At 43.7% G+C, this 13,014-nt stretch carries 22 protein-coding genes; 6 read left to right on the plus strand and 16 right to left on the minus strand.

From position 1 onward, the window contains the following. Window positions 1-161 precede the first annotated feature (161 nt). The 3 genes from ACXAGP_RS14890 to ACXAGP_RS14900 are packed head-to-tail and all read left to right on the plus strand — an operon-like array spanning window position 162 to window position 1,439. On the plus strand, window positions 162-629 hold the full coding sequence (locus tag ACXAGP_RS14890; RefSeq protein ID WP_475262352.1) for a hypothetical protein: 468 nt from the start codon (window positions 162-164) through the stop codon (window positions 627-629). Window positions 630-657: 28 nt separating this feature from the next. After that, window positions 658-1,212 carry a hypothetical protein gene (locus ACXAGP_RS14895; protein ID WP_475262353.1) on the plus strand — a complete coding sequence of 185 codons (555 nt, stop codon included), beginning with the start codon at window positions 658-660 and terminating at the stop codon, window positions 1,210-1,212. A gap of 35 nt (window positions 1,213-1,247) precedes the next feature. Continuing rightward, a complete protein-coding gene (locus ACXAGP_RS14900; RefSeq protein WP_475262354.1) occupies window positions 1,248-1,439 on the plus strand; it encodes a hypothetical protein in 192 nt (63 codons plus the stop codon). Window positions 1,440-1,522: 83 nt separating this feature from the next. Here ACXAGP_RS14900 and ACXAGP_RS14905 read toward each other — a convergent pair whose 3' ends face one another. The 15 genes from ACXAGP_RS14905 to ACXAGP_RS14975 all read right to left on the minus strand — a co-directional run bounded on the left by ACXAGP_RS14905 (window position 1,523) and on the right by ACXAGP_RS14975 (window position 8,031). After that, the gene (locus ACXAGP_RS14905; RefSeq protein ID WP_475262355.1) at window positions 1,523-1,873 is read right to left on the minus strand and encodes a hypothetical protein; all 351 of its coding nucleotides are present in this window, start codon (window positions 1,871-1,873) and stop codon (window positions 1,523-1,525) included. A gap of 36 nt (window positions 1,874-1,909) precedes the next feature. Beyond that, a complete protein-coding gene (locus ACXAGP_RS14910) occupies window positions 1,910-2,197 on the minus strand; it encodes a hypothetical protein (protein WP_475262356.1) in 288 nt (95 codons plus the stop codon). Window positions 2,198-2,240: 43 nt separating this feature from the next. Next, window positions 2,241-2,459 (minus strand): hypothetical protein, encoded by a 219-nt coding sequence (locus ACXAGP_RS14915; protein ID WP_475262357.1) that lies wholly within the window; start codon window positions 2,457-2,459, stop codon window positions 2,241-2,243. A gap of 101 nt (window positions 2,460-2,560) precedes the next feature. Then, window positions 2,561-2,797 carry a RebB family R body protein gene (locus ACXAGP_RS14920; protein WP_475262358.1) on the minus strand — a complete coding sequence of 79 codons (237 nt, stop codon included), beginning with the start codon at window positions 2,795-2,797 and terminating at the stop codon, window positions 2,561-2,563. Between the two features lie 29 nt (window positions 2,798-2,826). Continuing rightward, on the minus strand, window positions 2,827-3,072 hold the full coding sequence (locus tag ACXAGP_RS14925; RefSeq protein ID WP_475262359.1) for a RebB family R body protein: 246 nt from the start codon (window positions 3,070-3,072) through the stop codon (window positions 2,827-2,829). A 74-nt stretch (window positions 3,073-3,146) separates the two neighbouring features. Then, window positions 3,147-3,380, minus strand: a complete 234-nt coding sequence (locus ACXAGP_RS14930) for a RebB family R body protein (RefSeq protein WP_475262360.1) — start codon at window positions 3,378-3,380, stop codon at window positions 3,147-3,149. A gap of 38 nt (window positions 3,381-3,418) precedes the next feature. After that, entirely contained in the window at window positions 3,419-3,643 is a 225-nt protein-coding gene (locus ACXAGP_RS14935) for a RebB family R body protein (protein ID WP_475262361.1), read from the minus strand. A gap of 181 nt (window positions 3,644-3,824) precedes the next feature. Beyond that, window positions 3,825-4,454 carry a hypothetical protein gene (locus ACXAGP_RS14940; protein WP_475262362.1) on the minus strand — a complete coding sequence of 210 codons (630 nt, stop codon included), beginning with the start codon at window positions 4,452-4,454 and terminating at the stop codon, window positions 3,825-3,827. A 30-nt stretch (window positions 4,455-4,484) separates the two neighbouring features. Continuing rightward, entirely contained in the window at window positions 4,485-4,868 is a 384-nt protein-coding gene (locus ACXAGP_RS14945) for a hypothetical protein (protein WP_475262363.1), read from the minus strand. 135 nt (window positions 4,869-5,003) lie between these two features. Next, window positions 5,004-5,222 carry a RebB family R body protein gene (locus ACXAGP_RS14950; protein ID WP_475262364.1) on the minus strand — a complete coding sequence of 73 codons (219 nt, stop codon included), beginning with the start codon at window positions 5,220-5,222 and terminating at the stop codon, window positions 5,004-5,006. A gap of 263 nt (window positions 5,223-5,485) precedes the next feature. Then, window positions 5,486-5,782, minus strand: coding sequence for a hypothetical protein (locus ACXAGP_RS14955; protein ID WP_475262365.1), 297 nt, complete (start codon window positions 5,780-5,782; stop codon window positions 5,486-5,488). Continuing rightward, window positions 5,769-6,086: a hypothetical protein gene (locus ACXAGP_RS14960; protein WP_475262366.1), complete on the minus strand. Its 318-nt coding sequence runs from the start codon at window positions 6,084-6,086 to the stop codon at window positions 5,769-5,771. Before ACXAGP_RS14960 ends, ACXAGP_RS14955 begins: the two co-directional genes overlap by 14 nt. 64 nt (window positions 6,087-6,150) lie before the next feature. Next, window positions 6,151-6,531 carry a hypothetical protein gene (locus tag ACXAGP_RS14965; RefSeq protein ID WP_475262367.1) on the minus strand — a complete coding sequence of 127 codons (381 nt, stop codon included), beginning with the start codon at window positions 6,529-6,531 and terminating at the stop codon, window positions 6,151-6,153. Beyond that, on the minus strand, window positions 6,506-7,048 hold the full coding sequence (locus ACXAGP_RS14970) for a hypothetical protein (RefSeq protein WP_475262368.1): 543 nt from the start codon (window positions 7,046-7,048) through the stop codon (window positions 6,506-6,508). Before ACXAGP_RS14970 ends, ACXAGP_RS14965 begins: the two co-directional genes overlap by 26 nt. A gap of 5 nt (window positions 7,049-7,053) precedes the next feature. Next, entirely contained in the window at window positions 7,054-8,031 is a 978-nt protein-coding gene (locus tag ACXAGP_RS14975) for a sigma 54-interacting transcriptional regulator (protein ID WP_475262369.1), read from the minus strand. A gap of 366 nt (window positions 8,032-8,397) precedes the next feature. Here ACXAGP_RS14975 and ACXAGP_RS14980 point away from each other — a divergent pair, with 366 nt between their 5' ends. The 3 genes from ACXAGP_RS14980 to ACXAGP_RS14990 are packed head-to-tail and all read left to right on the plus strand — an operon-like array spanning window position 8,398 to window position 11,560. Next, complete coding sequence (locus ACXAGP_RS14980) at window positions 8,398-8,925, plus strand: hypothetical protein (protein ID WP_475262370.1); 528 nt, start codon at window positions 8,398-8,400, stop codon at window positions 8,923-8,925. Between the two features lie 20 nt (window positions 8,926-8,945). Next, window positions 8,946-10,970, plus strand: a complete 2,025-nt coding sequence (locus tag ACXAGP_RS14985) for a hypothetical protein (RefSeq protein WP_475262371.1) — start codon at window positions 8,946-8,948, stop codon at window positions 10,968-10,970. Between the two features lie 2 nt (window positions 10,971-10,972). Then, complete coding sequence (locus ACXAGP_RS14990; RefSeq protein WP_475262372.1) at window positions 10,973-11,560, plus strand: hypothetical protein; 588 nt, start codon at window positions 10,973-10,975, stop codon at window positions 11,558-11,560. A 293-nt stretch (window positions 11,561-11,853) separates the two neighbouring features. On the opposite strand, the gene ACXAGP_RS14995 is transcribed toward ACXAGP_RS14990, so the two are convergent. Further along, window positions 11,854-12,861, minus strand: a complete 1,008-nt coding sequence (locus ACXAGP_RS14995) for a GNAT family N-acetyltransferase (protein ID WP_475262373.1) — start codon at window positions 12,859-12,861, stop codon at window positions 11,854-11,856. Between the last annotated feature and the right edge of the window lie 153 nt (window positions 12,862-13,014).

A 13,014-nucleotide genomic window follows, 5' to 3' on the forward strand; every position in this document is an offset into this window, starting at 1 on the left:
TGTATTAGGTTATATGCAGCCGGATGAAGGTGGATTCTTTTATCCTATAGTCGCTTTTCGACATTGCTAATCTTATTCTACTTGTCCGCAAGTGAGTTTGGACAGATTGGCACGTATCTGGCAAAATTTTTCTCTACACTTAAGTCAAGGGAGGAGAGTCAATGGAATTACAAACAATAGATTTTATGGACCGTTTACGACGGTGTGAGGGCGATGATTCAGCAAGAATGACCTTGTTGAGCTGGATGAGAAAAGCACAATTGGCGCTATTACAAAGCCGTGGTAAGGCGTTATCAAAACAATTAATTGATGAACTTGAAGCAATGCTTACGCCAGTGATGCAAAGTATTTCCCTGCTTGGCACCGAAGACTATGACAACCCGGACTTAGTTTGGCTTTTACAGCAAGTCACTGAATTTTACCAGTGGTTGAAGTGTCAGATAGGTAAATCCGATGCGCAAATTATGCAAGCATGGCAAGAATTTAAACCAGAATTCAATAGTTGCACTGAGCGGGTTACTGCTACAGAGAGCGCTGCAGAATTATTGATGCTTACCAAAGTCGAGCCGCGCGACTCTGTGCCAGATGAAATTCGCCAATGTCCATCTGAAAAGCCTGCTTTTTGGTAATTCTGCAGTTATCTATCGGAGCTAAATTATGTCTGTTCAGCCATCAGCAAATAACGATTTTTTATACCTCAATTCTGTGCTGCACGATGCAGTTCTCTTTGCTAAAACTAATCAATATTTCAAACCACAACCAAGCAACGATTTGGTGGACGAGTTTGAAGAGGTTTTTCGACAACTTCTAATTGACAGCAAAGAGCTTATGTTGCTGCCGGAAAGTAATATCAAACCGATGCTTGAAGCGATTTCTGGTGCCTACACTATTACTTATCGAGGGCTAACCGCTTTATATATGTCTGCTCCCGCGCCTGAAGATGCTGCAGGCTGGTTCGACTATCAAGCAGAACTGCATGCAAGGCAGGCGTTTCTCAAAAACCTTCAGACTTTGCTCAACTGGCATGTGGAATTTTTTGATGAAATCGTTAATAAGTTTCCATTTCTGCCCATACCGTTCCCTGCCGAGCAAGGCAGAAAGGATAACCAAGCACTACAAAGCAATCTCAACCCTCAGCTTGATGCTGATACTGAGAGTGCTGCTAACGGTGGCAGTAATAATGATGATTTACCGGAGGTTTTTTTAGAGTGATTCATCTCTAAGTTGCTACCAAAAAGGGAATATTGATGTCGAATACACCAAGGTATGATCGATTTGGTTGGTACTGGCAACCGGAAAAATGGCTGAAAGACATGAATTCAGAAGACGCCCTAACTGCTACCAGGAAGGCAACCGGTATCAATGCCACATCCGAGGCGCTGCAGGAAACAGCAAGTCGCCAGGAAGCAATATTAAAACAATTGTGGGACGAAGATTAGATTTTCAGCGCCGATTGGCGCTTGGTTTTGTCAACTGCTAGCACTGTCATAACGAAATATGATTTTGCCTGTCTGGTGGTCATTTATTTTTGCAAAAAACGGCTGAGTAATGAGGTTGCTAACCTCGTTGTGCCGAGGGAGCTGTCTTCACCACCCAACGGGGAGTCGGGGCCGAAAATGGGTTCATTGGGTAATGTCGCCCCTTCAATAATGGTTTCAAATTCACTGCTCATCGTGGGGTTTTCTAACCATTTCGCATAAGCGGAGCCCATAACTACTAAGTTGACCGTATTTTGATTTCGTATCGCATCCACTTCATTGTGCACTGCAAAAGCAATCGATTGAGCAAACGAAGTCTTGGTGAGTGGATCAATATTCACGGCGTTTTGAATATCTATTTCATTTTCACCTGAGTTGTCTTTTTCATCACTCATGTTTTTCTCCCGCTAAGACGAATACTCTGATTGGTTTTATCCATTGCTGCCTGTGCTATTCGAGTTTTTTACTTTTTTCTGCATCTGCAAGTTAACCTGGTAGATAAAAGTGATCATGTCGCTTAGGCCCTTGGTATCTATGGTAGAAACCAGTTTCGGTGCCGGCTCAAGAACACTATCTGGGGTCGTTACTGTTGCTGAAAGTGACAGCGTATTTTGATTGCCGTTATAGCATAAAGACCAGCTACCCGGCGATGTACCATCGACTGTATCGAAAGCTGCGCTTAAGCAATTTGAGATATCTTGTGATTGTGGTGTTGCCATAATCTGTTCTCCTGAAGGTTGTTGCGATTGTTGTTAAAAGTGATCAGGCGCCTAGTATTTTGTTACAGGTTTGCACCATGGCTGAATTAGCCAGGGTTTGTGACGAATACTGGTTCGCTGTGTTGTTTAACATTGACAAGGTTAGGGCGTTGACTAACCCGCCTTGCGAAAGCACCTGTAAGGTTTCATCGCTTTGCTGTTGTACTTCTTCGTTAATACACTTTGAGTTCGCGATAAATTGGTTGTTAGCTTCTGACATCATTTTTCTCCATACACAGTGCTCACTACGCCGGTTATTGGCGTAAACTGAAGGTTAAAAAGCTCTGAAAAACGTCAGTTAAAACGTTTTTCAGAGTACGACTTTTACTTGTTCTGAGAGAACAGCTTGGTTACACCCAAGGTTGTCGCTGCTTGATAGCTGACATTGGCCTGTTGTTGTGCATAGACTGCATTGGCAGCAGCCATAGCAACAGAGTTACCAATGGTTTGATACAGACTACCCATTGCCATCGCTGGTGCTTCGGCAAGCACTTTGGTGTTGGCGATAGTTACTGCGTCAACGACAGCTCCATTCACGGTGGTTGGTTGTGCACTACTCATAATTTTCTCCTTCTGTTAATCAGGTTAAATTACTGGTTTTGCTCGAACAGTTTTGTGACGCCAAGCGTACTGGCAGATTGATAACCTACGTTCGCTTGTTGTTGCGCATACACGGCGTTGGCCGCCGCCATAGCAACGGAATTACCGATAGTTTGATACAAACTACCCATTGCCATCGCTGGTGCTTCGGCAAGCACTTTAGTATTAGCAATAGTGATTGCGTCGACGACGGCACCGTTAACTTCTGTTGGTTGAGTGGAAGTTGCATTAGCCATAATATTAGCTCCTAGTATTTACACTTTGTTTGTTGATAAATGTTTATTTGCCTGAGTAAGACAAACTTTGTTACTTAGCCTTTGTTTTGGCTAAATAGTTTTGTGACCCCAAGCGTCCCTGCGGACTGCGAAGTCATCCATCCTTGCTGCTGTGCATAAACTGAATTGGCAGCGGCCATGGCGACAGAATTACCAATTGTTTGGTACATGTTGCCCATTGCCATAGCTGGTGCGACAGCTCCGACAGACGCATTTACGGTTGTTGTAGAATCAACAACTGCGCCATTTACTAAACCTGGTTGCGACATAATTTAATTCCTCGGCTAGCTAGGTAAATCCACAATACTTAGTTGTTCTGAGCGAACAATTTAGTCACACCCAGCACCGTTGCCGCTTGAAAAGCCATATTGGCCTGTTGCTGCGCATATACGGCATTCGCTGCTGACATTGCCACGGAATTGCCTATCGTTTGATATAAGCTCCCCATCGCCATTGCGGGTGCCTCGGCAAGCACTTTAGTGTTAGCAATGGTGACGCTGTCAATGACGGCAGCGTTAACTGAATCTGACATCGCTGATCTCCCTATGAGTTGAGTTCTGTTTGTTTGAGTCTGAAACTGCTCAGCCTCCTCATACCTATTACAGGGAATGTGCCAATTTTATTTACCGCAACATTTCCCTTGTAAAGTCATGAAAAATAGGGCTTTTTTGGACAGCGTGATGAGGCTTTGTGAATTATATGATTGGTCTAATCTATCCATTGATGGTAGAAAAAGGGTGCGTACCGTCCAATGAGTGCTTAAGTAAATCCAGACTGTAGATTGCTGGCAGAGGTAAGCCTACGATTTCCTCTCGAGATTTATCACGTGTAAATCCTTGTTGTGTAAACAGCGACACCAGATTGGGGTTATAAATATTACTGACAATACCTCGCATGCCCATACTCAGGGCTGCTGAAATGAGGTTGTTAATGGTTGCAGTAACAAAAGTATTTACCAGTTTAAACAGGAGGCGTGGCGTATCGGGTAGTAGCAATCCAAAGGTTGCTGGTAAGATGTTTAACTTGGCCAGATAGATACTGTTTTGCCATTGCACTATGACAAGTTCAGAGCACAGCGTCTGATCAATGAGGCTCAGAGTTTGCCAGTATAAGGGGGCATCCATAATAGAGGTGGTTGCTGTGCCCATTGAATCCTTAGCTCTTGTCTCATTAATAGAGGGGAATTCAAAGGGGTGCAGGGTATAGGCAAGAAGGTCGTCAAAAGTCTGTTTATCACTCTTGAGTTCTTGCATATTAGTTATTAAGCCAGACAGTAACGGAGTTTTAAACGTCGCTTCTAATTGGCTTTGCGGCAGGATAGATAAATCTGAGGGAAACCCCATGCTTCATAAATGCTCGTATGTGCAGATCAATTAATTGGAGTCAAACATGGTCCTTATGGCCTGCAGTTCCTCAGATTCTGGTATGTCTTGCTGCGTTGTTTGATTCGCTACCTCAGACGCTTCTTCTTGCGAGGGCTGAGGTAATTCCGGTGATGAAGTTTGCGGATTGAAAAGCTGGGCTTGTTGTGCAAAAAGTTGTTGTACATTTTGCTCAAAGGCATTACCGACATTATTTGACTGACTACCAATCACATCTGGAAACGCCATGGAAACAGGTTGAAACCCGGGAATATTACACAGTGATTGCGCATTAGCCAGAAGCTGATTACTTTGAGAAAGTAATAGCGTATCCATAGGGGCTTCATCTGTATGGTCTCTTTGTTCCGATGGAATTGGTTTTTGTGATTCTGACATTGCATTCTCCTCGCTTTCTGGTGGTGAACCTTTTAACCCTATTGGGTATGAGAAAGAGGCAATTCATCAAGGCCTCTTTAATGCTGCCGATTGCAAGAAAGAGGCCTGGTTTACCAGTGTTTTATGTTGGAGTCTTTATTGGCCATCATTGAGGAGTATTGAAACACATCGACTGGTGGCACACAGCTGCGCCTCCCAAGCTTGCTGTGTGGCAAATACTAAATTCATCGAGGCCATACCGGTGTTAAACACCAAGGAGTTATATAATTGCCCCATTGCCATTGCGGGTGCTAGTCCCAGGTTTAAGGTATTGACGACGGAAACCGCATCAATAGTTTTACTCTCATCAGACATAAACATTTCCTTTTTTCATAAACAAATCAACAAAGTGCACAAGGTGCATAAAACCCATTGCGAATAGCTTGCCAAATAGCAAGATAATGGCTTATTTCGTCCTACACACCTTGCTGGTGTTGGTCTGAAGCGACCGTTTTGTATTGCGGTTACAGAGGTTTATGATGACAGGAAGTGGCTGTCTTAGTCCGTTACAGGGGATTAGGCAGGACGAAATCGTCCTAATCTATGCTGCTGCATAAATGTACGAAGATTGACAAGCTTTAGGGTTCAAGGTCTTTGAGCACCTGGGCACCAGATTCACCAACTTTGGCCAGATTTTCCGCTGCAAAGGTGATGGTTTTGGTGGCGTTTTCGATGATATCTTTATATTCCGTCATGGCGGGATTGGCCAACCAACTGGCTGATGCGACACCAATGACAGTTGTCTCAATGGTGTTTATATTCTTGAGTAAATCTGCGGCACTTTGCACCGCCAATGCAATTGATTGATTCACATGAGGCTGAATCAGCTCTTGTGCTGAGCTACCTGATCCGCTACTAGAGTTAGTATCGCTCATAGGCCTGATCTTTTTGGTGAATATAGTTGAGAATTGAGTGACTGGTTTTATCTACATAATCTTTCACGTTTTTGGCGCTGTTAAATCCCGGCGATAAAACGGTTACTCCCTCTAACGCTTGCATATAAGCATTGTCATTGAGCAATATTTCAATGGGAGATTGGCCATTGGCCGGTACTGGTTGACGAAGATTTGTCAAAGATTGCTGCATGGCATCCCAGCGTGCTTTAGCCTGCTGCTCTTGGGTCTTTGAGGCGGCTTTGAGTGCTTTGCTGTTGGCCACAAATTTTTTGAAGTCAGCCATTTGACTCTGCTCAAATTCCTGACTTTGTTTAACTATGCTTGGTATTGAAATCGTCATAGGTGCTTCAATTGAAGTTTGCGTAACTGCTTAACTGTTCATTGAGAACAGTACGCATTTGTTCAAATTGCTGCAACATTTGTTGGTAGTAGGCACTGTAACCACCTTGCAAATTGCATTGAAACGTTTGTTGAAAAACATTTGCTTGTGAATTGGCCCAGGGTGAGTTGATGCGAAATAGTTGTTCAGCGTCAATGAAATAAGGTTGTTGTTTGGCCTCAGAGTGAGAATGCTGATGATGAGGCGGAGTTTCAGTCTGATTGCAATGGTTGCGCTCGAAAGACTCACCAACCGGGTCATTTGACTCTACCGGTTTCGGAGGTTCCTGACACTCGTAATTACCTGTTGCTTGCTGAGTGGCTTCAAATATCAAGGGGGCGTTTGTCATCTGTTAGATCTCCTTGCAATTGTGATGTTGTCACTGAGTCTGATGTCGTTTTTAAACTTTTCTGTATTTTGCTCATGATCACATCGAGGTGATCCAGATTACTCTCTTGCAAAACCGTCACCGCTTGCAATGGAACTTCTGTAGAAAGCTGTGCCGCACCTGTGTCCGGATCTGTGCTTTCCCGGCCGTTTGAGTTACTGTGTTGATTTGCATCTGTTGCTCCTGGTGTTACTGCTTTCGCCTTTTTGGTTGATGCTGTCGTTAATGGCAAGTTCTGTTCCACTTTATGTTGCGCGGCGCCATTTAGCCCTGTTTTTGCACCGCTATTGGGTTGTTTTAAGTGTTGAACCATTTCATTGAGCTTGCTTTGTTGCTCCTGCATCAGACGCAGCAATTGTTCATCAGCTTGCTTTTTTATATCCTGCGCTTGCTGTCGAGCATTTTGCTGAGTTTGGCTCAGTGCTTCATTATTCTGAAGCTCGCTTGACACTGCCCCTTGTGGACTTGTTTTTTTCATTGTAATCATCCCACAGTTCGCATTTGTGCTAATCTGCGCTCGACCACCTTCCGGTGAACACCTAGTAAGCGTGCCGCTTCAGATTTGTTGCCATTACTGGCTTCTACGGCTTGTTTAAATAGCGCATCGTTGATGGTTTTAACCTTGTTGTTGATGGGTAAGTCAATGATTTCAAGGGCAACCCTGGTAGCCCAATCTACACCGTGTTCACAGAGCGAAAGGTGTTGTAATGCTGTTGCAGATATTTCCCTGCTTTCTGCTAAAACCGACACTTTTTCAATGGTGTTTTTTAGTTGTCGGATGTTGCCTGGCCAGTCGGCATATTGCAGAAGTTCTAGCGCACAGGGCAGGAGTATCAAATCAGATGAAGTACGTGTGAAATATTTGGCCAGTAGTGGAATATCTTCTCGACGTTGATTAAGAGGAGGAATGGTAAGCTCAAAAAGATTGAGTCTATACCATAAATCTTCTCGAAATAAACGCGCAGCTACCTGTTCTTCCAGCGCAACATGCGAAGCACTGATAATACGGCCTGTAAAAGCCTGTTTTTCAGCACTACCGACACGTGAAAACTGACGTTCTTCCAAAACTCTGAGCAATTTCGCCTGGTGATTTAAGGGGAGCTCAGCAACTTCGTCCAGGAATAATGTGCCTTCAGCGGCATGAAAAAAGAAGCCCTGTTGTTTTTTATCTGCGCCAGTAAAAGCCCCTTTTTCATGGCCAAAAAACAGTGATTCGAACAAGTTTTCAGGGATCGCGCTGCAATTTACGGATATCAGTTCGCCTGGACGCCCACTGACTTGGTGAATGGCTTTAGCAAATAGTTCCTTGCCTGTACCCGTCTCGCCATTGATAAACACAGAGGCATTACTGGCGGCGATTTTTCGAGCCTGAAGGGCCAGCTTCTGCATCTCTTTATTCCGACTGATTATTCCCGGTAGCACTTCCGGGAAAACAGGAGCAAAAGTTCGTATTGCATCCATTTCAAATCCTCCATTTAAATCCAGAGGACCATATTAAAGGTCAATAAAATAACCTTTCTTTTGATTTTGACTCAATATTTTTGTGAATCTGACACTTTTTTTCAATTTTTATCTTATATTTTTTTAATGGGACGAAATCAGCCTTTCAAATATTTGTTTTTGGATGAACTGCTCCAGATGTTTTTAAATGCTTTTTTATATTTTACGGGGTTTCGGACGAATTCGCTTTTTAAGAATTAATAACCTGCCTTAATTTGACCGTTTTTTATTGATTTTGATGGGTTAAAAAATGTGGCATTCGTGTTGCACATGTCGATTTTATCTTTGCTGTTTTACAGGACCTTTTTGCGAGGCTGTCGAGTTCCAATGAATGAAGAATATCTGTTATTTACTAAAGCGGTACACCGCATTTTCTCCGAACCAGAGCTACAGGAGGAAAAGCGATTTTTATTGGACTGGGCGACAGCGGTATGGTTGGTTCGAATCTCAGGCGAAAAGAATACACGCTTGAACTCCAACAGCGATGGCATTTTACAATATTCAGTCCTGTGTGAGCTTTTGCGCATTATACAAACACGTTCTGCAACCCTGCCATCACCTGATGCAATGCGTAAGCAATTTGATTATGGAAGGGAACGCAAAAAACGTCAGCAGGCACAAGACGACATTACTTTTTTATTGACTCAGTGCGAGACCTTTTACCGAGACAAAGCGTTGCACGAATCCACATCTTTAAACCGCTGTGGTACTGAATCCAATTCAACTAGCACCTCGAAAACTCCGTCGAAAATGCCGTCAGTAACGCCAATTGAGCCCTCTTTTTCCAAGGAGGAGGGCGAATCGACAGCGCATAGGGATGTTAGTGAGCAAAGGTTACTAATGGATGATTTTTAATTTTTAACAGGAGGAGAACTATGAGTTCAACGCGAAACATTCCATCTGTCTTTCAAGGCCAGCAAAGAAGCTGGCTGGAGCAAGGGCAATTCAAAGAGTTGTACGAACAGCTTCGGGACGAAATATCAAATTACTACAAAGTTGATAAACTGGCGCCCACAGACACCTATAGCGACCAGTCTGCTCAGACCGTTTTTGGTTTTGAGGCTGAATTCGCACAGAGTGTTTTTGGACGAGAAACCGGCCAGGTGCTAATCAGCAAAGCGTTGCAAGTCCCGGCAAACAAAGAACAGTTGAAGAACGCGTTAGGAGTAAAGGACCTGACACAGGAAGTGTTGCAAGAGTGGGAAGACAAAGTCGCCTCACTGGAAAATCTTTTTCATATGGACATAGAGAAATCACCTTTTTATGAAAATGGTATCAAAGTAGATAAGAAAATCGGCGGCTGGGAGTTAGGTACTGATTATTTTGATGTGCTGGAGTTAGCGACACCCGCTTTGAAATACAAACCTGTATGGGATACCAGTGGTGATTTTCCGAAGCTAAAAGGCGTGGGCGCATGGAAAGAGATGAAAGATATTGGCAGGGTTTGGGAAAAAGCCCTTTGGATAGCTACCTCGGAACGGGCATATCTCGCCCTTAAAGATCAGAAGTTTCCCAATTTACCCCAAGATGAGCAGAAGCACTCCAAACCGTTTTGGGAAAAAACTAAAACGGTAGACATGGTGTTGCAATTGCTGCGAGGAGGAGCGCCGGATGGATTATTAAAGGATGGTTTAGCGGTCTCCTGGAAAGAACAGAGTAAAGACGGCGACCTGGTGCTGGAACCCAAACATTTTACCTTGCACCCTAACGAGCTGCCCAATTGTATTTGTGCTACCCCTCCGAAAGTATTAAAGAAAAATCTTTACACGGCTTTGATACAGCGCAATTTTGTGAAAAATGGGCTGCGCTTGATCGCGCCGCAATACAATATCACCTTGCCTGCTACCTGCGCACTTGCGCTGGTGGAGCAAGGCGTCAACCTTGAAGCGTCCTTTGAATCCAAATATTTGGATGCATTAAATAATTTGCACCTGGGATTTCGCAAATACCTCACCGCTAAGTGTAACCCCCAAACGGATATTGCCAGGTACGCGGTGACTTTACTGGCGTATTACCTCACTAATATTTGTGGGCTGCCCAGTCAAATTCGCGGTGATTTGCGCACCCAAACAAAATTCGACGTTTGTACCGATCCGAAAAGAAAGCAGGCATATCTGGAAAAAATCAAAGAGATTGATAAAGCCTGGAAAGACTACGAAACCAAGGCCTATTGTTATACCCATAGCTGGATCAAGGATGTGGCTCATACCTGGATTAAAGCGAATGGTGTTACCAGTTTGCAAGCCGTTGTTAATTGCTTTAAAAACGATGCGGATAAACTGGTCTTTCTCGAAGTGTTTAAACAAGCATTGCTGGCCATGGCACCAGATGATGACAACGACCTCCAGCAGCTTAAAAACAACTTGTCCAGTGGGGATATTAGTACGCCATTACTTAAAGTTGCCGGCTTGATGGATTATGACTTTGAGGATCGTAAGTTTGTGCGTTTTGTATTCAATAGTGAAAGACTGGATCAGCTTGTAGGAGGCCCAATAAAGCGCCAGGAAATATTTCAAAAATACAAACCGGGTTTATTTGATCCCGCCGATCCGGCTAAGCCCAAAGCAGAATTTCAACCAGAACAATACTTTCAGAGTGGCCTGGAGCAATGTATTTGGGCTATTAACAACGTAGTGAGATGTTTCAAATATCACAGCTACACGGAATACAACCAACTTACAAAAGGCGTAAAAACAGACCAAAAGGTCATTGATAGGTTTAAAGAGTACAAGGATATTACCTGGTGTCGCTCGGATACCTATAAGGTTTATGAAGAACACCTCTATAAAGATAACGATCAGCTGCCTGGTAAAAACAATGTGTTGGTGACTGAGGTTCGCGACCAGGAATTTCTGGACAAGTTGTGTGACGATCTTAATTACAATGAGAAAGGGGGTTAGAGATGAGCGGTTCTGAATACTTTCCTGTGGTCATCGATAATGATCAGTATCAGGGATTTCAATATCGCTGGCAGCCGTTGGTAAATACAACATGCTTCCTGGTAACCATATTCGGATCAGGTGGCGGCGGAGCGGGGGGAGAGTCAACCCATGCTGATACCTGTAGCTCCAGAGCGGTTCTTAATGCGGGTGGCGGTAATGCTGGCATGTTTTGTACCTTTAAGTATTACCCGGACGGCAGTAATCCTGATATAGAACTCAGTGTTGGCAAGGGGGGAGCTGGTGGTGGAGCCGGACAATACGGTGCCAATGGCGAAGAAACTCGATTCGGTGATTGGGTGCGTGTGGAAGGGGGCCGAGGAGGAACCTATTCCGGCTCACAGCCTGAACCTCGTGTAATTTGGCGAGATTCAAAATCTATCGAAATGATAGCTTATGGCGTTAGCCAAGCCGGTGAAATTATGTCATCCACAAACAGTGGGTCTTCTGCTCACATGACTACTGAAAGTGTCGAGGTGACCTCAGGAGATTCCCGAGGCGGGCAAGGCGGCAAAGGTGCGAATGGTCAGATTATCATTTCTCGCGGATGAACCAGAGATTGTCTTTTTAGTAAAAACAAACAAAAAAATACGGCGAATACTGAAGCAATTCTAGTCAGCTTTGGTAGTTCGCTGTTATTTTTAATTTAGCTATCACAATGTTTTACGTGGATACTAAAACACTTTTCCTGTCTTTATTTTTATCGAAACGCTTTTTGTTTTTTCAATATTTTTTCTGGCGGTTTTTTTCTTAATATGCGGAACTTGAATAAAATAAAAGGTATCTCGCAAATCGCGTCTAATACTATGCCAGGTTTAGTCAGGAGTAGAGCACTCTTTAGTTCTTAGTTTTCCAGCTCAATTTCCGATCTCAGTACGGTCAACAGTTCACTTAATTGTTTGTGTAATACTGAATTTTGTTTTTCGTCGCCGCGGTAATAAAATGTGTCATTGTCTGAGGGGGGCTTGGCTGAAAATGGGAGTAAGCGAAAACCTACCTTGCGAGTGGCTTTATGCGATGCTTTATTGTGTTCAAAGATCTTAGTAAAGCAATCCTTCAAATCAAAATGTGTCTCTCCTAGCTTTAACAGCTGAGCAACGGCTCTGGGACCAAACCCTTTGCCTCTGAAGCTCTCTCCTAGCCAGTAGTAGAAAAAACCGTGTCTTTGGTGTACATGAAGACAAGTAGAACCGATAAAGCCAAACTCTTTGTGGAATATTGCAAAGAGGTGGTGATTCGGGTCTTTTTGGCAGTTGTGTAGCCAATTAAGCCAGGATTCAGCCGTGTGAAAAACCGGAAGATTACACAAAGAGGCAATGCTTGGGTCGTGGTACTGCCAGCCAAAATCAGCGACGTGGTGGTAGTCGAGTGGAGTAAGCCATAATTCCTTATCTTGTTGCGTTGTTGTTAAGTAGGGGTGTTTTTGCATTGTTTCTGCAATTAGGGCCCGCTGTTGAATAAGCAATAAGTCACCGGGGTGGTGGCGCAATGCTTCGTCATTGATCTCTTTTGCATGTGTAAATTTACCCATATGAATAAAGGGGACTGCTCTATCTAATTCGCCAGGGTTGTATAGGTTTTGCTGTATCAGGTAAGTCAACAAAGGCCAATCAGCGAGGTATTGGCTGAGAGAAATAATCTTCTGCAATATTTGCGAAGTCGGGTCCGGTGAGGCTCGAATTGCACTGCGCATCGCATTTAAAAAAACGCTGCGATCATTCGCCACAATGGTTTGAGGATTAATGTTAATAAAGGCCGCGATAGCATCGCTTTTTCCGGCCAATGCACCTGAAATTAAATGCCAAAACGGATGAGACGAGATGTTATTGCTAGCGGTGTGAAAATTTGCCATGTTACTTATTGTGTTTAATATATTTAACAATAAGATTAGCAAGCGCAGTGCCAGCAACTGTCACAGGGATTGCGGGTGAATTGGCACAAAAAACTGGTATTTATTGGCCATAATTGGGAAAGTAAATGGCTGTATCCGACCAGTGTTTGTGCG

This window comes from Planctobacterium sp. AWM4_229 (assembly GCF_056160305.1).